The sequence below is a fragment of the Aeribacillus composti genome, from assembly GCF_007827555.1.
In the GTDB taxonomy this organism is placed as follows: domain Bacteria; phylum Bacillota; class Bacilli; order Bacillales; family Aeribacillaceae; genus Aeribacillus; species Aeribacillus composti.
On sequence record NZ_VISS01000003.1, the window covers coordinates 115,276 to 139,944 of the forward strand.

At 38.9% G+C, this 24,669-nt stretch carries 19 protein-coding genes and 2 pseudogenes; 2 read left to right on the top strand and 19 right to left on the bottom strand.

Features of this window, described 5'->3' with window-relative positions:
* Positions 1-274: 274 nt before the first annotated feature.
* From FB379_RS02675 to rhaA, 6 genes are all read right to left on the bottom strand, one after another.
* Positions 275-1,879, bottom strand: a complete 1,605-nt coding sequence (locus FB379_RS02675) for a response regulator transcription factor (protein ID WP_144596911.1) — start codon at positions 1,877-1,879, stop codon at positions 275-277.
* Entirely contained in the window at positions 1,879-3,699 is a 1,821-nt protein-coding gene (locus FB379_RS02680; protein ID WP_066250437.1) for a sensor histidine kinase, read from the bottom strand. The genes FB379_RS02675 and FB379_RS02680 overlap by 1 nt, the downstream gene beginning before the upstream one ends.
* Complete coding sequence (locus FB379_RS02685) at positions 3,689-4,732, bottom strand: autoinducer 2 ABC transporter substrate-binding protein (protein ID WP_063386509.1); 1,044 nt, start codon at positions 4,730-4,732, stop codon at positions 3,689-3,691. Before FB379_RS02685 ends, FB379_RS02680 begins: the two co-directional genes overlap by 11 nt.
* Before the next feature lie 70 nt (positions 4,733-4,802).
* Positions 4,803-5,417, bottom strand: a complete 615-nt coding sequence (locus tag FB379_RS02690; RefSeq protein ID WP_144596913.1) for a histidine phosphatase family protein — start codon at positions 5,415-5,417, stop codon at positions 4,803-4,805.
* On the bottom strand, positions 5,414-6,862 hold the full coding sequence (locus FB379_RS02695; protein WP_117017033.1) for an FGGY-family carbohydrate kinase: 1,449 nt from the start codon (positions 6,860-6,862) through the stop codon (positions 5,414-5,416). The genes FB379_RS02690 and FB379_RS02695 overlap by 4 nt, the downstream gene beginning before the upstream one ends.
* 234 nt (positions 6,863-7,096) lie before the next feature.
* Positions 7,097-8,353: an L-rhamnose isomerase gene (rhaA, locus tag FB379_RS02700; protein ID WP_144596915.1), complete on the bottom strand. Its 1,257-nt coding sequence runs from the start codon at positions 8,351-8,353 to the stop codon at positions 7,097-7,099.
* A 526-nt stretch (positions 8,354-8,879) separates the two neighbouring features.
* Between rhaA and FB379_RS02705 the strand changes: the two genes are divergently transcribed.
* Entirely contained in the window at positions 8,880-9,314 is a 435-nt protein-coding gene (locus FB379_RS02705) for an acyl-CoA thioesterase (RefSeq protein ID WP_242009272.1), read from the top strand.
* 63 nt (positions 9,315-9,377) lie between these two features.
* Here FB379_RS02705 and FB379_RS02710 read toward each other — a convergent pair whose 3' ends face one another.
* The 4 genes and pseudogenes from FB379_RS02710 to FB379_RS02725 form a co-directional block, all read right to left on the bottom strand.
* A complete protein-coding gene (locus FB379_RS02710; protein ID WP_144596916.1) occupies positions 9,378-9,713 on the bottom strand; it encodes a DMT family transporter in 336 nt (111 codons plus the stop codon).
* A gap of 22 nt (positions 9,714-9,735) precedes the next feature.
* Positions 9,736-10,059: a DMT family transporter gene (locus tag FB379_RS02715; RefSeq protein WP_130158505.1), complete on the bottom strand. Its 324-nt coding sequence runs from the start codon at positions 10,057-10,059 to the stop codon at positions 9,736-9,738.
* A gap of 348 nt (positions 10,060-10,407) precedes the next feature.
* A complete protein-coding gene (locus FB379_RS02720; protein WP_242009273.1) occupies positions 10,408-10,791 on the bottom strand; it encodes a class I SAM-dependent methyltransferase in 384 nt (127 codons plus the stop codon).
* Positions 10,792-11,131: 340 nt separating this feature from the next.
* A pseudogene (locus FB379_RS02725) lies at positions 11,132-11,626 on the bottom strand (short-chain dehydrogenase); the annotation flags it as partial.
* Between the two features lie 793 nt (positions 11,627-12,419).
* Here FB379_RS02725 and FB379_RS02735 point away from each other — a divergent pair.
* Positions 12,420-13,715 (top strand): DUF4085 family protein, encoded by a 1,296-nt coding sequence (locus FB379_RS02735; protein ID WP_144596918.1) that lies wholly within the window; start codon positions 12,420-12,422, stop codon positions 13,713-13,715.
* A gap of 399 nt (positions 13,716-14,114) precedes the next feature.
* Here FB379_RS02735 and FB379_RS02740 read toward each other — a convergent pair whose 3' ends face one another.
* From FB379_RS02740 to FB379_RS02780, 9 genes and pseudogenes are all read right to left on the bottom strand, one after another.
* On the bottom strand, positions 14,115-14,861 hold the full coding sequence (locus FB379_RS02740) for an amino acid ABC transporter ATP-binding protein (RefSeq protein WP_066250409.1): 747 nt from the start codon (positions 14,859-14,861) through the stop codon (positions 14,115-14,117).
* 15 nt (positions 14,862-14,876) lie between these two features.
* Positions 14,877-15,536 carry an amino acid ABC transporter permease gene (locus tag FB379_RS02745; protein ID WP_063386499.1) on the bottom strand — a complete coding sequence of 220 codons (660 nt, stop codon included), beginning with the start codon at positions 15,534-15,536 and terminating at the stop codon, positions 14,877-14,879.
* Between the two features lie 59 nt (positions 15,537-15,595).
* Positions 15,596-16,366 (bottom strand): amino acid ABC transporter substrate-binding protein, encoded by a 771-nt coding sequence (locus tag FB379_RS02750; RefSeq protein WP_063386498.1) that lies wholly within the window; start codon positions 16,364-16,366, stop codon positions 15,596-15,598.
* Positions 16,367-16,719: 353 nt separating this feature from the next.
* The gene (locus FB379_RS02755; protein ID WP_242009276.1) at positions 16,720-18,066 is read right to left on the bottom strand and encodes an MATE family efflux transporter; all 1,347 of its coding nucleotides are present in this window, start codon (positions 18,064-18,066) and stop codon (positions 16,720-16,722) included.
* Positions 18,067-18,083: 17 nt separating this feature from the next.
* A complete protein-coding gene (locus FB379_RS02760; protein ID WP_144596920.1) occupies positions 18,084-18,377 on the bottom strand; it encodes a metal-sensing transcriptional repressor in 294 nt (97 codons plus the stop codon).
* Between the two features lie 407 nt (positions 18,378-18,784).
* Positions 18,785-20,572, bottom strand: coding sequence for an L-lactate permease (locus FB379_RS02765; RefSeq protein WP_144596922.1), 1,788 nt, complete (start codon positions 20,570-20,572; stop codon positions 18,785-18,787).
* Between the two features lie 208 nt (positions 20,573-20,780).
* Positions 20,781-21,554, bottom strand: coding sequence for an IclR family transcriptional regulator (locus tag FB379_RS02770; protein WP_066250400.1), 774 nt, complete (start codon positions 21,552-21,554; stop codon positions 20,781-20,783).
* Positions 21,555-21,804: 250 nt separating this feature from the next.
* Positions 21,805-22,229, bottom strand: a pseudogene (locus FB379_RS02775) (fumarylacetoacetate hydrolase family protein).
* A gap of 186 nt (positions 22,230-22,415) precedes the next feature.
* Entirely contained in the window at positions 22,416-24,599 is a 2,184-nt protein-coding gene (locus FB379_RS02780; RefSeq protein WP_144596924.1) for a malate synthase G, read from the bottom strand.
* Positions 24,600-24,669 lie beyond the last annotated feature (70 nt).

The window sequence follows — 24,669 nt, forward strand, 5'->3', positions numbered from 1 at the left end:
GAAAATTCCCCCGTTTTCACAGATAAATTCAAGTGTTATCTTTTTATAAACATATTAATGAAATCGCTTACTTATGGATAGGGGTTAAAATTCGGATTGGTGTGACAATATTCAGTAAATTTTAAAAAAATAAAAAACGTACTGAAAACAAATTCAGCACAGCTGCCGATACAAAGTTCGGTATGTGCCAACCGTCTTCAGTACGTTCTTTTAAAAAGGTTTCAAGTATTTTTGTATTTCAACGATCAGTTTTCAACGCCTTCAGTGCGTCCTCTTAAAAGCTCCCCCGTTTTTCCCTGTATTGCGACGGTAATAAACCGGTCCATTGTTTGAATAATCTGCTGAAATATTTTGCATCTTGATATCCGACATGAACAGCTATATCATAAATTTTCATTTCCGTAGCAGCCAATAATTGTTTCGCCTTTTGAATTCTCGCATTCGTTACATAATCCAGAACTGTTTCTCCTGTCTGATTTTTAAAGTATTCGCAAAAGTAGGTTGGGTTTAAATGAACATGTTCCGCAATACGTTTAATGGTAATATTTTCGCCAAGATTAGAATGAATCCATTCTTTTGCTTTAACAATTGGGTCAATTGTATTTTTCCGATAATATTCTCTCATTTTTCTAATTTTCATGATCCAGTTAATCATTTCCTGTCTCAAAACAGAAAAGGAAGCCGGTTCATCCGTAATCGAAAATGCCTCGCTAAGCAGTGTAGGAAGCTCGCTAATCCCATCATCCTGTATCCATTGGTTTATGACCCGGATGCACAAATAACGAACTGATTCTTGAAGCAAAAAAGGTGAGGTCATTTTTTTAAGCTCGTCAAAAAATGAGTTGATTGCTGTTAAAGCATTTTGCTCTTCATATTTCATTGCTTCAACCGTTTGTTCAGCCCATTTGTACACTGCCGGCGGAACATCCGTAATCTTATTATAGGTAAGGTGCTTTAAAGATTCCGTTTTAAAAAGCTTATTCCCTCCTTGAATCATCCTATATTTCATTGCCTCTCGCAGCTCGTTCTTCACATCCACTAACATTGATAAATCCACAAATGACTGTCCTAAAACAATCGATGCCGTAAAAGGCGTTGTCCTCTGAATGGTTGTTTTTAGCGACAAACAGCTTTGTTCAATTTTCGCTTCTTCCCCGTTATAAATAAGCACCCAATACGAATATTGGTTGTTTTTCCAAATCCAATTGCGTTCCTTTATAAACGATTTTCGAATCGATTCTTTGATGGTGACATCCCATTTCTTCCATTCATCCTTATTTTCGAAGCCGTTTCTAGAAAACGCATTATCTATACCGATATAAAGCAAATTATACTTTCCATCTGGAAAATCACGTGTCCAGTCCAAATACGACACATCCATATTTTCAACTGCCGTTGTATCGCTTAATAATTGGATTTGCTTTTCATACGTCAATTTTGTTTGAATTTCTTCAGCCTCTTCGATTAGTCTTTTGTTTTTCTTGTCAGTTACTATAAGCTCCTCTGCTTTTTGTAAGTGGGATTCAAAATTCTCTCGATCTATCGGTTTTAAAATGTAATCAATTGCCCCTTCCCGCAGCGCTGTCTGGACATATTTAAAATCATCATACCCGCTGATAATAATGGAATAAAAGTTATACCCTTTTTCTTTCAGTAGACTAATTAATTCCAATCCGTTTATAACCGGCATTTGCACATCGGTAAATATAAGATCGAAGGCGCCAATTTTTTCATGAATTTCTCTAAAAGCTTCATCTCCGTCTGAGAATACCCCGCAAATGTGCCAGTTTGGCCTAAACTTTTTAATTAGTCTTTCCAGCCCCTGTCTAATCCGCGGCTCGTCATCGACAATTACAACCTTTATCTGATCCGTGATCATTAATCACCTCCTCCTTTCAAAAGAAGCTGGTTTGCTTGATAGGCGTTTATTTTTGGTATTCGAATTTTAATCATAGTACCTTTATTTACATGACTAGTAATCGATAATCTGTAATGATCCCCAAAAATCATTGTAATTCTGGCATTTACATTGATAATTCCTATGCCGGAATCCCTTCCTAACATTGGATCAGCCATCAATCTTTCATTTAACTCTTCCAGCTTTTCCTTGGCAATTCCAGGACCGCTGTCCAAAACAGTTAAAATGAGGTCCGGATGCTCTTCACAAACTGAAATATTCACTTTTAGCTCTCTCTGTTTTTCAAGTCCGTATTTGATTGAGTTTTCAATGATTGGCTGCAGCACAAATTTAGGAATATAGTATTCTAGTAATTTCTCTTCTTTTTCAATTTCAAAGTGCAGTCGTTCTTCAAACCGGAACTTCTGTATGCGTAAATAATCTTCAATATGCTGCAGTTCATTCCGTATCGTGACTAATTTATCTTTGTTATTTAAAGAATACCGAAGCATTCTTCCAAGCAAAGTCAGCATTGTTACAACATCTTCTGTTTTTTCTTCTTCGACCGACATGCTGATTGTTTCTAATGTGTTATACATAAAATGAGGATTAATTTGAGATTGCAATGCATATAATTCAGCTGTTTTTTGTTTAAGCTCTACATTATATTTCTGCTTAATCAGCTCTCGAATTTCCATCAGCATTGAATTAAAGCTTTTAGCCAGCTGCCCGACTTCATCATTTGAATGAACAGGTATATTAATGCTTAAATCTCCTTTTTCAACTTCCTTCATCATTTTGCTTAAATTATTTAAAGGACGGGTTACATTCATTGCAAAGAATATGGAAATGGCGGTCGTTATTAAGGCAAACGCTATGAAAATGAGGATTGTCACGTTTCTTACTAAATCCGTTGTTTCTGTTAAATTTTTTATTGGCATGCTATGAGCCATCACCCACGGCAATACACTCGACTCATTTAAGCTAACCAGCAGGCGCTCGCCGTTCTTTTTTATAGTAAAGCTGCCGTTTAAAATTGGATATTTGTCAATTCTCCTATCGACTGTGCCAATTTTGGAGCGATCTGAATGATATATAATCATTCCGTCCTTCGTCATCATCCATACTTCCGCATCTTTTTCATGCAGCAAATCCTTAGCGAACTGCTCTATGAATGTTACATCTACCACAATATATATTGTTCCCAGCTTTTTTCTATTATCGAAGTCGGTGATTTCTTTTATTAGCATAAAATAGGAAGGAGATCCTTCAAAAGTTAAGTTAATTTGACTTGATAACACTACTTCCATACTTCCAACTTTGCTTAAAGAATTTAAATATGGCAACGAACCGTCATGAAAGCCAAAATTCTCATAAGGTAAAGTAGTGCTTGAAAAAACACGGTTCTTCGATATAAGGAACACTCCTAAAATATTGTCTGTGTGGTTTCGCAAGTATGTTCTTGTTAAATAGCTTTCAACAATATACTTATCTCGGAGTCTTTTAGATTGAGTAGTTTCTTCCGATTCCCGTAATATTGTCATCACATCGCTCGAATTATACACTAGGTTTGGAAGCGCTTCCAATTTCCTGATTTCATTTTCGATATTATTATTCACTTGCTTTAATAATCGCGGAGTGTATTTTCCGACTTCTTTCTCGATAGAGGATGTATACTGCGAATACGCTAAAAGACCAAGCAAAGCCATTGGAATAACAGTCAGCAGAACATAGGAAATAATTAGTTTATGTGTTAAAGACAAAGATTTTCGGCTTGAATCGTTTCTTCTCTTAAAAATCATATTGATCCACATTCTCTTTTGTAAAATCGATTGGCTGTCCCATAATCACCATGTCGCCGTCAAAACTAATATTCCCTATATTCTCCACAAACTGTCCATCATACGGCAAATCCTCCAACACTAAGTTTTTGGCTAACGCAATGGTTAAATAACCGAGCTTTTGCGGACTCCATAATGTGATGGTTTGCAGCACATCCTCTTTCAAATATGGTCTTGTCATGTTCGGAGTCGATGTTCCAACAACTTTAATGTCTCCAGATTTTCCGTAATCCTTTAACGCCTGCGCAATAGCAGGCGGGTTCACTGTCGATATACCAATGATCCCTTTTAGATCATCGTATTTTTTTAATAGGTTAACTGTTAAATTGTAAGCTTTGTGAATATCTTCATTCGCATACTCCACATCGAGCAGCTCTAATTCTGGATAATATTCTTCTTGCTGCACCTTTAACCACCTAATCCAATTGTTTAAATTCGCAGCAGTCGGCGAGCCGGTCAAAATAACGTATTTCCCCCTTTCTCCCATTTCTAATGCTAAAAGATCCATAATATGTCTTCCCATTTGCTCGGCATCGACCATATTGACAAAGAAGTCACGATATTTTGCGTCTGTGTCTGCATCCCAAGTGATGACTTTTATCCCTTTTTCACGGGCCTGCTGCAGAACCGTACCCAATTTTTTCGGGTCATTTGCTGAAACAGCAATCACATCTACTTTCTGCTCTATCAGCTCATGAATAACGGCAATTTGTTCCTCTGCGGTTGCCGCAGAAGGCCCTTTATAGATGACTGTAACATTCAAATCCTTCGCTGCTTCTAAGGCTCCTTCCTTTGCTGCTAAAAAATAAGGAATATTAGCGATTTTAGGAACAAGTCCAATGACAATCTCATGTTCATGATTCCTGTTGCTTTCATGATTCATTTGTTCAGTTGGTTTATCTACATAAATAACCTCATATTCTTTTGATAAAGAGCAGGATGCCAAAAGGAACAGGAAAAAAGCAAGGGCGAAAAACTTAAACGTTTTGTTCAATTTTCTCCATACCTTTCCGAAAAGGAAATTTTTTTAAGATCGATTTGATGCTTATCGGAAACTTCCTGCTTCAAAGAAGATGCAAAATACTGTTCCATTGAATAATGGATGCCTTTCCTTTACCGTGATATTCAATAATAGAAACCCCTGTATTGTCCATTTTTATTTTGCGGTAATGCGAAAAAGGTAATCCAAACCATTGCGTTGCAGCAATACGGTTTACTGTGTTATGAGCTACAACAAGCGCATTTTTATCTGGATATGTTTTCGATACCTCTTCAAAAAAAGATTGGATCCGATTATAAACTTGACTTGCAGATTCTCCCGTTTCCCCGGCAAAACACTCTGCTGGATTCGTTAACCAATCTGTCCATGAATCCTTATGTTCTCTCTCAATCATTTGTACCGTTTTTCCTTCCCATTTCCCGAAGTCAATTTCTACAAGACGCTGATCTTCAATAACTGGCAAACCAAACTCTTTGCTTATAATTGCAGCTGTTGCCGATGCTCTTACTAGAGTTGAAGAAAAGACCGCGTGAAACTTTACGTGCTTCAGCGCTTTAGCTGCTACTTCCGCCTGCTTAATCCCTTGCTCTGACAGTGAAACATCCGTCCTTCCGCAATATTTGTTGCCATCCCGATTCCATTCCGTTTCTCCATGGCGTAAAAGGAAAAATCTTGTCACAGCACAACTCCTCTCTTTTTAAGTGCTTGAATAAAGCGTTCATATCCTTCTTCATATTGTTCACTTATATGTTCTTCAAACATCACCTCTTTTTCTCTTTTCAGCATGTTCTCCCCGGCTTCTTGAATACTTCCAAAATATGAAGCTGCCGCAACAATCGCAGCCCCAATAGCACCGTCGCTATGCTTCATTTTAATAATAGGCTTCTTTAAGACATTGCTCCGTATAGTCAGCCATACATCACTGCTGCTTCCTCCGCCTGCTGTAAAGACAGCCCTCACTTTCTCGCTTGACAGCTTTTCAATCATCTCGTAAGCCATTCTTTCAAGATAGGCAACACCTTCTAAACGGGAAATAAAGAGCTGTTCTTTTGTCAAACCTGGTTCGTCAAAGCCTTGTATGTCAGGAAATGCAAAAGGAAAACGCTCTCCCTTTTGCCGGAGCGGATACGAAATCCACCGGCTTGGGAAATATTCATATGCTTTACTATTTAAATAAGCTAATTCATCTTTTGAATAATCAATTGAAATCCAATCTCCCCCTGTGTTGCTCGCACCGCCCGGCATCCAATATCCATCTGGATGGCGATGGTTATAAAGTATTCCCTTCTCATCTATTATTGGCTCGTATGTAATCCCTTTTATTACTAAAGTTGTGCCAATTGTCGTGTTCCAGTTTCCAGGCGATAATGAACCGGATGCGAACTGCGACGCACAACCGTCAGTCAGTCCGAGTGTAACGCTTACATTTTCCGGTAACCCTGTTTCCTCCATACATTCCTTTGACACATTCCCAGCAAAAGTCCCTGAAGGCAATACGATTGGAAGTGATTTAACAGGTATTTTTAAAGTTTTTTCAATATATTCCGGCCATTTTTCATTATTTAAATCATAGCCGCTTTTAAATGCACTCGTATAATCGGTTATTCCCCATTTTCCCGTTAATTTCCCGATAATATAGTCAGTAGGATGCGCCCATAAACATACATCCTTTGCTATTTGCGGAAAATGTTTATGGAACCAAACAATTTTCGGCAAACCATACGAGCTGGAAAATGCCGTATAATGCCCTGCTGCAAAGGCAGCCTCTCTGCAAAGCGCTGCCTCAGATGCTGACCTGCTGTCGCTGTACATTAAGGCATTGTATAGCGGTTCATATTGTTTATCAAGGGGAATTACAGTACCTGATGTGGAAGTGACAGACAAGGAAACAACTTGATTAAGAATTTTTTGCTCCTTCAAACTATTTGCTACTTGTCGAATAGATTCAGCGGTATGCTGCCACCACATAAACGGCGATTGCTCCATTCTTAACTCGTTTCCTTTCGCCAAGTTAAAAGTTACAGTACTGGCTGCATAAATAGTTCCGTTATAACCGATTGCAATTGTGCGAATGCCCTGTGTTCCAATATCAATTCCTATAAAAATTGGCTGTGATTTGTTCATTTCATCAACCTCTGCCACACATTTTTTTCTCTTTCTATTATCTACTGATGCTTCGGATGCTAAAGCTATTAAGTGAAATTGCCGAATCGAGCACTTCCTATATTTACTTTATTTTCTCCATTAGGAGTGAAGCTTTCCTTAATCCACGAAGTCTTTATAATTTTTCAGCTCTTTTAATTCACTGATCGGCTAATTTGAGCAGCAAGAGAATTCATACTCTTGCCATATTTACGACTACTGTCTCTTAGTTAATACTTCCTCCTCATATTTTTGAATTTCTTTTAACCATTCTTCTCTTACAGGAACATTCATTTTCTCACAATAATAATCCCAAATTGCACCGAAAGGATAAGTTTTAAATTCCTCCATAACCGCCAATCTTTCCGTAAAGTTTCCCTTTTCTTGCAATTGCTTTAAATATTCATGCGGCATAAGCATTGCATATAATAAAGCTTTAATCATATTACGCGTTCCAATGACCCATGCAGCAAGACGATTGATGCTGGCATCAAAGAAATCAAGTCCGATTAAAACCTTATGCAGCGCATCATTGCGCACGATTTCAAGCGCTATTTCACGCAATTCATCATCCAAAATCACGACATGGTCGCTGTCCCACCGAACCGGTCTCGATACGTGTAAAGCAAGCCTGTCGCTATAAAGCAAAATCGATGAAATTTTATTTGAGACTGTTTCAGTAGGATGAAAATGACCTGTATCTAATAAATATATTTTATTATTTTGTAAGGCGTACCCTAGATAAAATTCATGCGAGCCGACAACAAAAGACTCAGATCCTATTCCAAACAATTTGCTTTCGACTGCATCCAAATTATATTTCTCATTGATCTCTACACTAAAAATTTTATCCAATGATTCTTTTAATCGCTTCCTTGGAGTCAATCGGTCGCTTGGAATGTCCTTATAGCCGTCCGGAATCCATATATTTGTTAAGCATGGTGTTCCAAGCTCCTTGCCAAAGTACTCACCGATTTTTCGGCTCCTAATACAGTGGTTGATCCAAAATTCTCTAATTCCCGGATCAGGATGAGACAACGTCAGTCCATCTGCTGCTTTTTCATGCGAAAATAAGGTAGGATTAAAATCCAGCCCTACACCAATTTTTTTCGCCCAATTAACCCAGTTTTCAAAATGTTTCGGTTCTAACTGATCTCTTTCCACTTTTTCACCATTTGTTTCTGCATAAATGGCGTGTAGGTTGACACGATGTTTTCCTGGAATTAATGACAGCGCTTTCTCTAAATCCTGCCTTAATTCTTCAGCATTTCTTGCCTTCCCCGGATAATTTCCTGTTACATCAATCCCCCCTGAAAGCTCGCTTGCATCTGCTTCAAATCCTTTTACGTCATCACCTTGCCAGCAATGGATAGAGATTGACGCTTGCTGCAAGTTTTCTAATACTTCTTCAATATTTATTCCCCATTTTTCATAGACTTGCCTTGCTAGCTCAAAAGATTCTTTTATAACCATAAATTATCCATCTCCTTTAGTAAACTAGTACTTTTTTCTAATACATTATGAATGTACCTTATGCTGTTTTTATGAACTGTTATGAAAATTTAGAAATTTTAAAGTAAACGGTTTCAATTTTCTTCACTAACTGTCGAACATTCCTTCACCTTTGGACAAATTAAATTCTTTAGCTTGATAAATGCCAGCGTCGGCGCCAAGGAAAGGGGGAAGAGTTCATGACATCTTTTATTTTCGCTTTTTGCATAAATATAAAAATATTCCAAACATACTAGTTGGTTTTTACTGTAATTTCAATTATATAACACTTTTGTTTGTTATTGAATATATTTTTTTATTTTTGTTCTTTATGTTATTTCCTACCTCTGTCCTAATCAAAGAGGTGAACGCAACTTTAGCATCAATGTTTGAATTTTTGACAGATGCTCAGCTTATTTCGAACTTCTTTACAAAGTCTTATTTCCCGCTTTAATTGATAGAATTTTCATTATATAATGAAAATAACATTTTTTCAGGAGGGTACATAATGGAAGGATTCCGTTTTTCACACCGCCTGCGGGTGCGCTACTCAGAAATTGACGGACAAAAAATTGTCTTTAACGCCCATTACTTGACATATATTGACGTTGCGGTTATTGACTATTTTGAGGAAGTGTTTGGGCGGGATCTCGAGGAGCTTGCCCAAGAAAATATATTTGATATTGCAATGGTCAAATCAACGCTGGAATATAAAAAGCCAGCCCGTTTTAAAGATATGCTTGAGATCTGGTGCCGAACATCACGAATTGGCGGCTCTAGCCTGACAATGGAGTTTATCATCACAAAAGCGGGAGAAAAAGACCCGCTGGTTCAGGCTGAAGTGATCTATGTCAATTATGATACCGCCGCTGGAAAATCGAGAGCGATTCCTGATTTCGTCCGTCAGCGAATTAAAGAATACGAACCGGGAGTCAGCCTATAAACGAAATACAATCGTTTAGACCTATAGCTGACTCCTTGCGCCCTTCAGACAAGGGGTCAGTTTTTATAAAACTTTATCTGGACTTTTTGGAGCATTTAATAAAGTCACCCCGCCAATGATCAATACTAGACCAACTAATGTAATAATATTAAATGGGTCCCGCCATACTAGAACACCAATTAACGCTGTAAAAGCTGTCCCCAGCCCCGACCAAATCGCGTAGGCCAAGCTTAACGGAACTGTCTTAAGACATAACGACAAACAATAAAAAGATAATCCATAACCAACTATAACACCAATGGAAGGGAAAAAACTTGTAAATCCATCTGACAATTTAAGCATTGTCGTACCAAATACTTCGCTGATAATAGAAATTCCTAATGCGATATAACCTTTCATACAATTGCCTCCTCTCTCATCGTTAATGAGAACTGCTGAGTTTCAAAACAACCACTCCACAAATGATTAGAACTAAGCCTAAACATTTTTTAAGATCAATACTTTCTTTATAAAAGATAACACCGACTAATGCAGTTAAAGCCGTACCGAAGCCTGACCATATCGCATAAGCCGTACCAAGCGGTATTGCTTTTAGAGATAAAGATAAGAGATAAAAAGCTGCGCCATACCCCATTACGACTCCGATGGAAGGAAACAACTTTTTAAATCCATTTGATACTTTCAGCATTGAACTTGCAAATACTTCACTTATGATGGCTACTGCCAAAATTACATATTCCTTCATGTGAATCCTCCTAAAACTTAACGGTCCTTCGCACTTTTGTCCTTTTTGATATAACAATTTGATAGTCTTCGAAAAATACGTTTTGACTGACCTGATAAAATCCAATCCATCGCTTACTCACAGTCATACACGCAGACTCTCGTCTTTTCACCAGCAACTAGTACAAAATACTAAAAAATCATGTCCGCAACATTACGTGGAGAAGAGTTAGAAAAAAAGGAATTCCAGAAAGGTCCAAGGAGATTTTTACAATGGATCTAACGTCTAATCAATAAATGGATCCCCTTGAAAATGGCCACCCACACTATAAATGGTAAGTTCATCGTTTGATGAACTTGAACTTCGTAATCATACATTTCTAAAAGATTTTTTAAATATCAAAGAAATTTTTTTCGCTGTCAGAATGACCTCTTTTCCATTACTAATCGTTATCGTTTTAAATGCAAGAGTAGAGTTTATATGAAAGCTGTTCTGGCTATAAACCATTCGAAGCTCTTTAAAAATAGATTTTTTCTTATGAAGTGACAAATTTTTAATTCGTACAATTTCTTTTCCGTCTGGTTGAAGCACAACAAAGGCGTTTTGTATGAAATGTTCTTTTGTAGATATTGCCTTATATTCTTCTTTTCCAGAAAAAAACGAATACTTTCCAATTGGAAAACTCCATTTAGGATGAAGCAACACTTCTTCATCAGTCTGTATTTCACGGATACGAGTTTTCGTTAAATCCATAAATGTATCTTTAAAAAATAAACGAATAAGTCATTTTTTCTCTCCATCTTTGTCAAATCCTTTATACTGCTTCCCATTAATTGAAAAAGAATTTCCTTCTACGCATATTTTATCACAGGTTTTCATCATTCTTTCTTCCTCTTATCTATCCACCTTCTCCCCCCTCACCCTTCGACTCCCATACAGCTACAAGGTTTCGAGAGAATAGTAGATATCATCTATTTTCCACAAAAGAAGAAGCCGAACATTCGCCTGGTGATCAAGTTCGACTTCTTGGACACTTTTTTAAACATGAAAATAAAGATCCACACTGCCGTGCATATCGAGCTATCGCTTCCCGTTAGCGGTACTCGGAAGCATTCGCTGGCTTTCCAGCATCCTGCACTTCTCCGATATATCGCCAGGCATCTGGCTGTGAGCCATCAAGATCATAAAAACTATACACTTGCGCGAGCTGACCGCTTGACACAGATTGACCGTTCCAGCGAGCAACCTTCGGATCACCGGCTAAAGCGGCCGACAAAATGCGGCGTTTTCGAGATGATGAATTGGGGTTCCTTCACAAGGGCATCACGCCAGTTTTCTTCTGTCACACCATAGTGATCAAGCATAATGTCAGAACGCATCCAGCCCGGAGTCATGCTACGGCGGTGCATTGATATGGTAAATGCTTATGGGCTAAAGACTTTGCCATACGAACGACAGACATCTTGGCTAGATCGTAGAACAGTGATAAACGGTTGTTTTTCTCGTTGTATTCTGCCGTGCCATCCGTTATCTCAGCGACCAGCCCGTTCTTATTTCGGATTAACAGGGGGAATGCAAAGTGGCGCGTCAAATACTCTATCTGCAGAGGCATCAAAAGAACGTTTCATCGTTAAGGTTATTGTAGATGTACTAACCATTCTCATCACCCTTTACAAAATAATGAATTTGTTGCAAATACTTTATTTTTTTCTCCTTTTTGCTTTATTCAGCTCATGTTCAAGAACGTCAAACTGTCTGTTCCAAAAATGTTCATAAAATCGAAGCCATCTTTAGCAGTAGAAAACGATTTGGAGGTAAGACGACAAATATGCGTTCGTCCTTGCATAGTCCTTTCAAACAGGGTTGACCGTTCTAATGTTTTGATATGCTTAGCAAAGCTGCTAAAGACATATCAAAAAGGTTCCGCCAATTCCCATACTGTTCGGTCATGAGAGGCAAGTAGACGAATTATTTCTCTTCGCGTCAGATCAGCTTAGGCTTGAAAGATGTTGTCTAGTAAGTATAGAACTTGAATTTATTCAACTATTAGTTTAACTATTTCTGTACAGTAATTACTTTTAAGTTCAGATGCATGATAGTAATTCTTTTTTATATCCTTGCCGTTAAAACCGGATATTTTTCTGTACAATCATGGGGCTGTCCAGAAAGTCAGATCCCCATTGAAAACAAAAAATCATAAACACCGATATATCAACGTTTCTAAAACATTAATGGGGGCGTCCATAAGCCGTAAAAACGACTTATTAGACACCCCCATCACCTATTTTGTTAAATTTCTCCTTTTTAGCAGGTGAAACGCTTATAAGAAGTGAATTCATTATATGAGAAAAAATGGTGGATAGCATATAAGGAGAGATATAATGAAATTTTTTACAAAAGAATGGTATGACAAAATGCAGAAGGCGCACCTGCTTACAATTCCCGAGTCTGATGAAGAATGGATGGATTTTATCAAAAGCTTTGAAGAAGACGGCGAGGATGTTTACGACTATTTGCGGCAAGATCTTGAATCTATTAAAGACGAATTATTGCAAACATTGCCGGAAACATTTCATCCCTATATTCTGGACGGCACCATTAATCAGCCGACACTGCCAAAGGAAGTGCGGGACGAACTCATCATTTGGTTGAAGGCTAAAATTGAGGAATGCGAAAAAGTGTTAGATGAAGCGAATAATCATTTTGAACATATTCGCGAAAATCTGCCGGAAGAGCTGATCAGCATTTTGGAAGATGGATTACATGACGCAGAATTACAATATATCCATCGCGATTACGATGCACTCAGATTAACGTTAAATGGGGAAGGCAGTTTCAGCAAGGGGGATGCCATCGTTATTGAGATTACTGGAATCAAGGAGGAACAATCCGAAATACCTTTAACACCAGGTATGTTTTGGCTTTATGAAGAAGGGGATCTTAATAACAAAAGCTTCATCTTAAGTGTTTTATTTGACAATCCGATGACGGAATGGAAGGTAGCTGCAAAACAATTTTCCATTACCCATTTTTATAAAACACAAATTTTTCACCACGATCAGGAATTTGAGAAGGAAAATCATAGCCGCCATAAAGCAAAAAAAGAGAGACATAGTCTTCCTTACAAACTGCCGGATCAGTATGCGTCTTTCGTGACTGCTTTACACGAAGGAGAAGCGGAGAAAATGTATTTTTTAACGGAAAAGGAAGCTATAGAAATCGACCGCTTTTTATCTCTTGAGGAATTGAAATTAGAAGGCAGCGTCATCCCGATTGCAGTTTGTACCAATGGAAATATTGTCCTTCACCTTGAAACTCGGAAAATATTTTATCTTGGTGCAAATACAGAGGAGCTAGCTGAAAACTTTGAAAAATTTTTAGAAGGACTTTATTCAAAACAGTTCGTGGATGAAATGCCCCTATTATCAGAGCCGTTACCGACGGAAGAATTGGAAAGCGCACTGTTCAGTGAAGACTTAGAGCTGATCATACGTGCATGGAACACCATTGTTCAAGAACCAGAAAAACATATACCATTAATAGAAAAAACTCTCCCATATTCTTTACAGCATGAAAATGAAGAGATACAACTAATCGGTGAAGTGTATATGGACCATATTCTTTCCTTCAACATTTTGTCTGAGCAATTCATCAATAAACTGAGAAAAAGCACTTAGGAACGAATGCTAAAAAGGCAAGGCTCTTTCTAAATGATCCTGCTCCATACCCCATCGAATGAATTTGTACAACAAACTTATGGTTCCGGGGCTCATGACCTTTTCACCGCTTCTACTAATCGAGTAGGAGGGGGTGACTAACCCCCGACCTCTCACACCACCGTACGTACCGTTACTTCTGCCTTCACGGCTCGGGGCTTTCACCCTAGAGATTATTACACTCTGCCGGGCGTACAAAAATAGCAGCACAGACTTGGCCGTAGTCTGTGCTGCTAATCTTAATATGTTTTATTTAAAACGGATTTGGGGTGTGCTAAAAGTACGTTTTATTTGTTGATCAGTTACTATTTATTTTAAGTAGCAAGTGTCAAGTAATCTACTAATAGACAGCGTCCCGGATTATTTCAAACTGCGGTTCAAGAAAGCTTTCGTTCGTTCAAACTTCGGGTTTGTAAAAATCTCAGTCGGAAGTCCGGATTCGATGATTTCCCCGTTGTCCATGAAAATGACTCGGTTTGCAACCTCCTTGGCGAACCCCATCTCATGTGTCACCACAATCATCGTCATGTGCTCTTCAGCCAGCTGCTTCATTACTTGCAGTACTTCGCCGGTTAACTCCGGGTCCAAGGCGGAAGTAGGTTCATCAAACAGCAGGATTTCAGGGTTCATCATAAGCGCACGAGCAATGGCGACTCTTTGTTTTTGACCGCCCGAAAGTTTTGCAGGATAAGCTGATGCCCGATCGGAGAGCCCGATTTTCTTCAGAAGTTCTGTGCTGCGTCGTTCAATTTCCGCATTTAACTCCTTCTTTACTAGCCTAGGAGCAAGTTCCAAATTTTCTTTAACCGTGAGGTGAGGAAAGAGATTGAAATGTTGGAAAACCATTCCCATCTTAGAGGTGATCCGCTTAATCTCCTGCGGTTTTGAGTAAATCCCGTCCTTCACCAAATAATCCCCGGATATACAAATGCTGCCTCCGTCAATTTCCTCAAGATGGACTAGGCTACGGAGCATTGTACTTTTACCAGAGCCAGATGGTCCGATCACAGCAATTACGTCGTTCTTGTTAACATCAAATGTTATCTGTTTTAATACATCCAACTTGCCATATGATTTTTTGAGGTTGGATACTTCAATGAGAACCACACTCACTACTCCTTTTTAATCAAATTTGAACCGTCGTTCGAGCCACTTAAAGAGAACAGTTAATAAGAGCGTCATGATCAGATAAATAATGCCTGCGATGAAGAAAGGCACGATTGTAAAATCACGGTTCACAGCAGTCTGTGCATAGTGTAATAATTCTGGTACGGCAACAGCATAGAGCAGTGCGGTATCCTTAACTAGTGTAACCGATTCGTTAGCGACGGCAGGAAGTGCGATGCGGAACATTTGTGGAAGTATGATTCGCGTCATCGTCTGCCATTTATTCAAGCCTAGGACTTGTGATGCCTCATACTGACCTTTATCAATAGCCAGCAAACCGCCGCGGAAAATCTCGGCAAAATATGCAGCATAGTTCAATATAAAACCCAAACAAGCTGCGACAAAGCGGTCTAATACCAAATAATCTCCGATCACAGGGATCATCGGCAGTCCAAAACATATAAAAAGCAGCTGAAGCAGCAATGGGGTGCCCCGCATCACATATATATAAATCTGTGTAAGCCACGATAAAGGCTTAAACCTGCTTCTTACAGCAAGTGTTAGTATGAAGCCGAGCGGAATTGACAACACAATGACGATCAAAAACAAGAGAACCGTCATCTGTGCGCCTAGCAGCATCGGCTTAATGATTGAGTTGAAATAATCTACGGACATGAAAGAATTCCTCCAACAGCAAAACAGGGTTTCTCAAGGAAATCCAAGTTTGGTCTATTTTACTTTAATACCTTATTTTCGCCAAACCACTTTTGCGAGATTTCGGCGGCAGTGCCGTCCTCATTCAGCTCATCGAGAGCTTTTTGCAGTTTATTCAGCAGTTCCTCATTACCCTTTTTAACACCAATTCCATATTCTTCTTGTGCAAGGGATTCATCGAGCAGTTTATAAGTATCTTTTTCTTTCGACATGTAATATTTAATGACAACTTCATCAATCACTACTGCATCAACACGTTTTAGCTTTAGATCCTTCAATGCCAGAACATTGTCGGCATACTCCGTAACCGTCTTGATTTTCGATTTAATCGGATTTTTATCCAACGCATCGGCTGCAGAAGATAGAGATTGAAGACCAACCACTTTGCCTTCTAGATCATCAAGTTTAGAAATGTTTGAATCAGCAAGTGTGACCACAACTTGTGCATTTTTCATATAAGGCTTTGTAAAAAGAACCTTCTTTTTGCGCTCCTCCGTAATGGTATACCCGTTCCAAATGAGATCGATCCGTCCGCTGCTTAATTCAGATTCTTTTGTTTTCCAATCGATCGGCTGAAATTTTACCTTTGTTCCCATTTTTTCGGCAGCTGCCTTGGCGTAGTCAATGTCAAACCCTACAATTTCATTATTCTCATCCCGGAACCCCATAGGTGCAAATTTATCATCTATTCCAATTACTAGCGTTTTGTCTTTTTCCTCCGATTTGGAGCATCCTATCAGGAGCGAGAATAACGCTGCCATAGTTAGAATAAACATTGCTAATCGTTTCATACTGTAGATAACCACCTTTAATTTATTTTCATTTTGTTTTTAACCTATTGCATGTCCAAAAAATTTAAATGTCCCCCACTACTAATCACAATTAAACCATCCGTAAATGCATCTGCAATAGTTCGGACAACATTTGCATCAAATAAGCTCAAAAAAGCATAACGATAATTGCTATAAAAACGCATCTATGAAGATATCTGCGAGTGTACTTTAATTCGATAATATATTAGAGTAATAAATTAACATAAAATAAAAATAACACAACATAAAAATGAATGTCAATGGATATTTTTAGTTCATTAGCATACTAAAGTATTTGAGAATCATAGTTTTCTATACATATAATTGTATGTTCAATGTTTGATTTGCTTTTTAAATCTCCACCATAAAATCAGGGCTCGAATGACTTGATCGATTACAATGGATAGCCATACTCCTGCTATTCCTAAATTTAATTGGATGCCCAATACATATACACCTACAATACGAATGACCCACATGCCGACCGCTGTACTGTACATGGGGCTTTTTGTATCTCCTGCTCCTTGCAAAGCTCCAGTCAACACCAATCCCATAGCTAATGCTGGTTGGGCAAAAGCATCAATTCTTAATGCCGTAGTAACCATCTCAATAGCCTGTTTATCTGTTGTAAACCAGGTAGCAAGCCAAGGAGAAAGAAAAAACAACAGAACACCTATAATAGACATAAATAACATGGCGATATAAGTCGTCAGCATTCCATATGTATAAGCCTCTTTTTCAAGCTTTGCCCCAATATGCTGCCCTACAAGTGTTGATGCTGCCGCAGCTAAGCCATATCCTAGCATATAGGAAAATGTTTCGATATTCCCGGCAATTGTATGAGCTGCATACGTTTCCGTTCCAATTCGAACAATTAATCCAAAGTAAAACACTTGCCCTAAACGCATAATTAAGCGTTCAATTGCTGCAGGAGCAGACAGCCTCAAAATAGGCAATGTGAATTTCTTTATATCCAAAGAAGATTTCTGAAATAAAGAAAATGATATAGACGATTTTTGAATGTAATAATAAAGAGCGATGGCTCCCAGCACTCTTACAATGACTGTCGCCCAGGCTGCTCCTGCTAAGCCCAACCCGTGAAATCCCAATAAACCAAAAATGAAAAAGTAGTCCAAAACGATATGGATGATATTAATCCACCAGCTTACTTTCATCGGTGTTTTTGTATCGCCAGCAGCTCGTAAAATACTTCCAAAGATAAACATTAAAGAAATAAAAACAGACGGGACAGCTACAATCCGAAAATAAACAGAGGCGTCTACTAAAACGCTTGGTTCTGCTCCCATAATACGAAGTAAAGGTTCTGTGAAAAATAAGGTGATAAAACCAAAAAATAAACCTATAAAAAAAGAAAGAATGGTTGACTGCTTAGCAACGGCTTTTGCTTGGCCAATATTACCAGCACCGACATGACGTGCGATCAAAGAAGAAGCCCCTACTCCAACTGCCATGAAAATGGCAATATATACGGCTAGAACAGCATTTGCCACGCCTACTGCTGTGACTTCGTTTAATCCTAATTTTGATACAAAAAGTGTGTCTACAAATCCTACCACTGTCTGCAAAATATTTTCGATCATGGCAGGAACAGCTAATGCTAGGATGATCTTTATTTTTTGTTTTGTTGATCGCTCCTGACTGATACCCTCTGGAATCATCAAAAAATTTAATCCCCTTATCGAATGAAATTCTCTAATGCTTTTTTTAAATCGTTTAATACTTGTTCCTCATTTCCTTGATGAACAGCATTTACTAGACAATTCTCCATATGATCAACAAAAATTACTTTTGCTGCATTATCTAACGCTTTCCTTACAGCCGCAATTTGCAGAAGAATTTCAGGACAGTCTCTTCCTTCTATCGCCATTTCTTTAATGGAACGAACATGTCCCTCAATTCGTGCTAATCGATTAGTGACCTGCTTGCGATATTTATGTTCATGATTTTGATGATGGTGGTTTTGACACATATTTCATTCCTCCTTATTATAATAATATCCCCCTAGGGGGGATATGTCACTTTAAATTTTTTCACCTTTTCAAAATATAAATATGCTGTTCAATCATAGTTAACATAATAGTCACAAAAACACCTTTAGGCTACAAGTGGTTTCTTATTGATGTAAACTTCGTTGATATTTACGTGCAACCAAGCACATCTTATATCTGCATAGAAAAAGCTGGATTTTAATATAGGGCGATATTGTGAGAGCAACTTTGTAAAGTATACAAGTCCTATTATCACTCTTCACAAAACATACTAAGATTAGTATGTTTTTTTGTCATAGAAAAACTCCCCTAGTGAAGGGGAGCATATATTTTAAGAGAGCCTTTACTTTTTCTTAAAAAATTATTATATCCATTCTTTTTGTTAGGATTATTGTTTTGCGCCAAATGATGACTTATTATGAGCGGGCCATGTTGCCCGTTTTTTATTTGTTGCAATGATGTAAACGGCGGCAACTGCGATCAAGACTGCAATCAAGGAACCGAGATTAAATATTCCCTTTTCGGAGTACCATGCAATCGAGTATCCAATCGAACCAGCCATTAAAGCATAATACGTAAATGGGAGCAATGTTTTTCTAATAACTTCTCCTTCTTTTCCTACCAACCCGACTACTGCCGAAGCAGCGACGACATTGTGTACACAAATCATATTCCCAGCCGCACCACCTACCGCCTGAAGGGCAACAATCCAAGTGGGATCAACACCAATTTGGGAACCTACATTATATTGAAATAAAGAAAACATCATATTACTGACCGTGTTGCTGCCAGCTATAAAAGCGCCCAGTCCACCAATAAATGTGGAGAAAAAGGGCCAATAATTGCCCGCCAGCGCTGCTACTCCGTTCGCCAATTCAATTGGCATTTGATCATAACCTGCAGCACCGCCGCCTGAATTTAAAAACACTTGAACCATTGGAACGGTAAAAATTAGCGCGGTTGAAGCTGAGATCATCGTTTTCCCTGAATGCATCCAAGCACGTTTGTATGCGCTTCCATTCATACCGTGAATAAAAAAGGTAATCAGTGACGCAACAATAAAAATTGTTCCTGGTGAATAAAGCGGTTGAAAGCTAGCCGTAATATTTGTTCCAAACATATTCCGAATCTCAATCGTCCACGCTTGCAGCCATCCGCCGATCGGAAGCGATTTCAACCTGGTCGCCACTAAAAACAGGCCAACTAAAATATACGGAGTCCAAGCGCGAATCATGCTCATCTTGCCGTTCTTGTGTGCGATATCTTTAATCTCAATTTTTCCTATCCAATCCGGATCCCATTTAGACTTTTCTTCAAAATCCCATACTTCTTCTTGAGATGGCATTAAAAAACCTTTTTTCGCAGCGGCAATAACGATTGCTAATCCGACCAAGCCGCCAACCATGGAAGGAAATTCAGGGCCAAGGACATTGGCAACGATGAGATATGGTATCGTCATTGTAAAAGCCGCAAACAAGGCAAATTTCCAAACTTTAATTCCTTCAGAAAACGACTTGTTTTTTCCAAAAAATTTGGTCATTAGGGCTACAACAAATAATGGAACAAGAGTGCCCGTTATCATATGAAGAATAGCAACTTTCGCTCCAATCAAAGTGACCAACGACAACAAGTTATCAGTAATCGTTGCATCAGCGGATAATCCTGATTGTACGCCGACAAGAATCGGTGTGCCGACAGCACCGAATGAAACGGGTGTGCTTTGTATGACCATGCCCGCCACAACGGCTGCCATCGCTGGGAATCCCAATCCTACTAATAATGGAACAGCAACTGCAGCTGGTGTACCAAAGCCTGCGGATCCTTCAATAAACGAACCAAATAACCATGCGACAATAATTACTTGAATGCGCCGGTCTGGAGAAATATCGGTGAACCCTTGCCGGATTGTTTTAATTCCCCCACTTTCTTGCAAAGTATTTAAAAGCAAAATGGCGCCAAAAATGATGTACAATAGTGTAGCAGCTACAACCAAACCATTTATGGAGGCAGCTATTACATTGGCTGCTGATACTTTCCAAACAAAGAGCGCAAGTATGACGGCCACAACATATGAAATCGGCATCGCTTTGCTAGCTGACCATCGAAACCCAACCAAGAAAATTCCGACGATTAAAATTGGAAGAAGCGATAAAAAAGCCAACAATCCAGTACTCACAAGAGATTTTCCCCTCTCTTATTCAAAATGTAATTCACCCACATGAATGGAAAATTATTGTACACTCATTATATCTTTTATTTTTTTAATTATCAATATTTTCTGAATTTTTTATCATTAACTAATTCCTTTGTTATGTAATAATCAAACCCTTGCCCTATTTGAAAAGTTGGAGCGAAATCCAATTCAAATAAGGCGAAGGTATTACTCAAGCATAGTCAACAAAACCAAGCCGAGCAGAAATTTGCTTTCCTATTTCAATCATCCGCGGCTGAAGTTGTTTGAGCCTCTCATCTGTCATTCGAATGGTTGGTCCTGATACGCTCACGGCAGCAATGACCTTCCCCAAATGATCAAAAATTGGGGCGGCAATACAACGAATCCCATATTCGTTTTCTTCTAAATCTAGTGCATATCCTTGTTGTTTTACTCGAATGAGCTCTTTCAAAAATGCATCCTTATTCGTAATCGTATTTTTCGTATGCATCGGCAACCCTTTTCTGTCAAGGATGTCTAAAACGACACTTGACGGCAAATTGGCGAGAATGGCCTTCCCTACAGAGGTGCAATGCATTGGGGCACGCTTTCCGACTTTTGAATGCATGCGCAGCGTTTCATTTCCTTCCAATTTTTCAATATAAACGACTTCTCCTTGGTCATAAACAACCAGATGGATGACTTCGTTCGTCTCATTTTCTAATTTTTGCAGGAAAGGTTTTGCTTCTTTGCGAAGATCAATCGATTCTAATAGCTTCGAACTGATTTCCAAAAATTTATACCCCAGTTTATATCGTCCTGTTTCGGAATCTTGTTCAATATAGCCGTACCGGGCAAGTGTAGATAAGATTCGATACACGGAGCTTTTGTTGATATCTATCTGATTGGCAATCTCTGTGACGCCTAAACCTTCTTTTTTTAAGCTGACAAGTTGAATAATGTCCAACGCCCTGCTTACAGACTTGACCATATTGTCCCTTTCCACAGCCGTTCACCTTCTAAAATCTTGGCGGAATTTGCTAGAGTGCAAATTCCGCCATATAAATTTTCTTGATTCCCTTATATTATGACAGGAAGAACAAAAACTGCCAAGTTCTTTCTGTTCCATTATTCACTTTATCATTTGAATACTAAGATTGTTTCCTTCATAACGTGTTAACACGTTTTTTTGCAGCAACAACGGTATTTTTTAATGTGCCGATTCCTTTCATTTCACATTCAATTACATCTCCTGCTTAAACAAAATCGGCTCCAACCGGACTTCCTGTTAAAAGGACATCACCGGGTTTAAGTGTCATGACAGATGATAAATAGGAAATCATTTTCCGAATGGAAATAATCATCAATTCCGTTGAACTATCTTGTTTTTTAACACCGTTCAACTTTGCTTCAACATGAATGTGAAATGTATCAAATTCTGTTTCAATGACAGGGCCAAGGGGGGGAAATGTGTCAAACGATTTACCGATTGTCCAATGGCCATCTTCATGGAAAACTGCGGCGCCGTTACGTCGTTGCCCACCGTGTACCCAAATACATAATTCAATGCTTCTGATTCCGGCACCATTTTCGTTTGTTTACCGATTACAATTGCCAGCTTAGATTCAAACTTTACCCTGTCTATTCCCTCTGGAATAACAATCTGTTCTTCAGGACAAATAACGGATTTTTATGAACTTCCAGCGCCTTTTCCCGAAGGTTTTTCATACATTCAACTCCTTCATAATAAAACTTTTCATTCATAACCAAAGCCGCGCAACTAAAGATTTTGATCGGTTTTTGTGCATGGAAGATGTAGCTTTTAAATAGAAGGCACCCTTTGGTAGGATGCCTTCATGATGAGAAGTTATTGTTTTACAGCATATTTTGCTTTTGCTTCAAGACGGCGGCGATGCAAAATCGGTTCTGTGTAGCCGTTAGGTTGATCATAACCTTTAAATACGAGGTCACACGCAGCTTGAAATGCGACGGAACGGTCATAATCTTTTGACATCGGGCGGTAGCCAGGTTCATTTTCATTTTGCTTGTCGACTATTTTCGCCATCCGCTTAAGTGTTTCAAGAACTTGTTCTTTCGTAACAATGCCGTGATGCAGCCAGTTTGCGATATGCTGGCTTGAAATCCGCAACGTTGCCCGGTCTTCCATCAAAGCAATATTATTAATATCCGGAACTTTTGAACAGCCGATTCCTAACTCCACCCAACGAACAACATATCCTAAAATTCCTTGTGCATTATTATCTAACTCTTCTTGTATTTCTTCAGGGGTCCAATTCGGGTTTTCTGCAACCGGAATTTGTAAAATTTCATCACGGAGATCTTCAATCGTTTCAGCCAATTTGTTTTGGACATCTGTTACATTTACTTGGTGATAATGGAGAGCATGCAATGTAGCCGCTGTTGGTGATGGCACCCACGCAGTATTGCCGCCTGCTTTTAGATGGCCAATCTTTTGCTTGAGCATTTCCGCCATCATGTCCGGCATTGCCCACATGCCTTTTCCAATTTGCGCACGGCCTTGGAAGCCGCTTTGTAAACCGATATAGACGTTTGAGCGTTCATAGGCTTGCAGCCATTGAGATGTTTTCATATCATTTTTCCGAATCATCGGACCTGCTTCCATTGATGTATGGATTTCATCGCCAGTTCGGTCCAAAAACCCTGTGTTAATAAATACAACACGATCTTTTACTTCCCGAATACAAGCTTTCAAATTCAAAGTTGTGCGCCGTTCCTCATCCATCACACCAATTTTCAGCGTATTCCGTTTTAATCCCAGCAAATCTTCGACGCAGTTAAATAGCAAGTTGGCAAACGCCACTTCCTCAGACCCGTGCATTTTAGGTTTTACAATGTAGATCGAACCTTTCCTGGAGTTTTCAAATTTGCCATTTCCTAAAAGGGAATGTTTAGCAATCAAACTTGTTACAACCGTATCCAATATTCCTTCTGGGATCTCTTCTCCCTCTCCAATGAGCACTGCACTATTTGTCATCAAATGCCCAACGTTACGAATGAGCATAAGTGAACGACCTGGGAGAGTGAACTTTTCTCCTGTTTTGGATGTGTATGTTCTGTCAGCATTAAGCGTACGTGTAATCGTTTTATCTTTTTTTGTAAAAGTAGCTGTCAAATCTCCTTTTATGAGGCCAAGCCAATTGCGATAAACAAGCACTTTGTCTTCCGCATCCACTGCCGCCACAGAATCTTCGCAATCCATAATCGTTGTAACAGCCGCTTCCAATAGAATATCTTTAATTCCCGCATCGTCATGTTTTCCAATTGGATGGCTTCGATCGATCTGGATTTCAATATGAAGACCGTTGTTCTTCAATAAAATGGCAGATGGTTTATCCGACTCTCCTCTGTAGCCTACGAACTTTTCTCTTTCTTTAAGAGCGGTTGTCTTGCCATTCATTAAAGTGACAAGCAAATTCCCGTCTTCAACTGCGTATTGAACAGCGTCTCGGTGGAAATGTTCTTGCAACGGCACTACTTCATCAAGGAAGTTTTTCGAAAAAGCAATGACTTTTTCCCCGCGAATCGGATTATACTCTCCTTTTCGTTCAGCCCCATCTTCTTCGCTGATGACATCCGTTCCATAAAGAGCATCATAAAGGCTTCCCCATCGGGCATTGGCGGCGTTAAGAGCGTACCGTGCGTTATTAATCGGCACTACTAACTGCGGCCCGGCTTGTAGAGCAATTTCGTCATCGACATTTTCTGTTGTAATCTTAAAGTCTCCCACTTCTTGTTCTAAATAGCCGATTTCCTGCAAAAATGATTTATAGGCTTCAAAGTTGAATTTGTTGCGATGTTTTTTGTGCCATTCGTTGATTTTTTGCTGGATTTCATCACGACGCTTAAGCAAATTTTTATTAATAGGTGTCAGTTCATAAACAAGGTTCTCAAACTGAAGCCAGAATTCATCTTTTTCCACACCGCTTCCCGGCAATGCTTCATTGTTGATAAAATCATACAAATTTTCAGCTACTTGCAAATTGCCGACTTTTACATAGTTTGTTTTCATGGGCACAACTCCTCCTTTAAATGTTATAATTTTTGTTTGTTATTACGAAACACTGTTTCGTAATTGTTTA

Excerpts from the sequence above, each read along its gene's own strand:
- FB379_RS02750 (WP_063386498.1), bottom strand. The coding sequence starts at position 16,366 with ATGAAACGATTAGCAATGTTTATTCTAACTATGGCAGCGTTATTCTCG.
- FB379_RS02745 (WP_063386499.1), bottom strand. The coding sequence starts at position 15,536 with ATGTCCGTAGATTATTTCAACTCAATCATTAAGCCGATGCTGCTAGGC.
- FB379_RS02710 (WP_144596916.1), bottom strand. The coding sequence starts at position 9,713 with ATGAAAGGTTATATCGCATTAGGAATTTCTATTATCAGCGAAGTATTT.
- FB379_RS02715 (WP_130158505.1), bottom strand. The coding sequence starts at position 10,059 with ATGAAGGAATATGTAATTTTGGCAGTAGCCATCATAAGTGAAGTATTT.
- rhaA (WP_144596915.1), bottom strand. The coding sequence starts at position 8,353 with ATGGTTATAAAAGAATCTTTTGAGCTAGCAAGGCAAGTCTATGAAAAA.
- FB379_RS02760 (WP_144596920.1), bottom strand. The coding sequence starts at position 18,377 with ATGTGTCAAAACCACCATCATCAAAATCATGAACATAAATATCGCAAG.
- FB379_RS02780 (WP_144596924.1), bottom strand. The coding sequence starts at position 24,599 with ATGAAAACAAACTATGTAAAAGTCGGCAATTTGCAAGTAGCTGAAAAT.
- FB379_RS02755 (WP_242009276.1), bottom strand. The coding sequence starts at position 18,066 with ATGATTCCAGAGGGTATCAGTCAGGAGCGATCAACAAAACAAAAAATA.
- FB379_RS02735 (WP_144596918.1), top strand. The coding sequence starts at position 12,420 with ATGAAATTTTTTACAAAAGAATGGTATGACAAAATGCAGAAGGCGCAC.
- FB379_RS02675 (WP_144596911.1), bottom strand. The coding sequence starts at position 1,879 with ATGATCACGGATCAGATAAAGGTTGTAATTGTCGATGACGAGCCGCGG.
- FB379_RS02680 (WP_066250437.1), bottom strand. The coding sequence starts at position 3,699 with ATGATTTTTAAGAGAAGAAACGATTCAAGCCGAAAATCTTTGTCTTTA.
- FB379_RS02720 (WP_242009273.1), bottom strand. The coding sequence starts at position 10,791 with ATGGATTTAACGAAAACTCGTATCCGTGAAATACAGACTGATGAAGAA.
- FB379_RS02695 (WP_117017033.1), bottom strand. The coding sequence starts at position 6,862 with ATGAACAAATCACAGCCAATTTTTATAGGAATTGATATTGGAACACAG.
- FB379_RS02705 (WP_242009272.1), top strand. The coding sequence starts at position 8,880 with ATGGAAGGATTCCGTTTTTCACACCGCCTGCGGGTGCGCTACTCAGAA.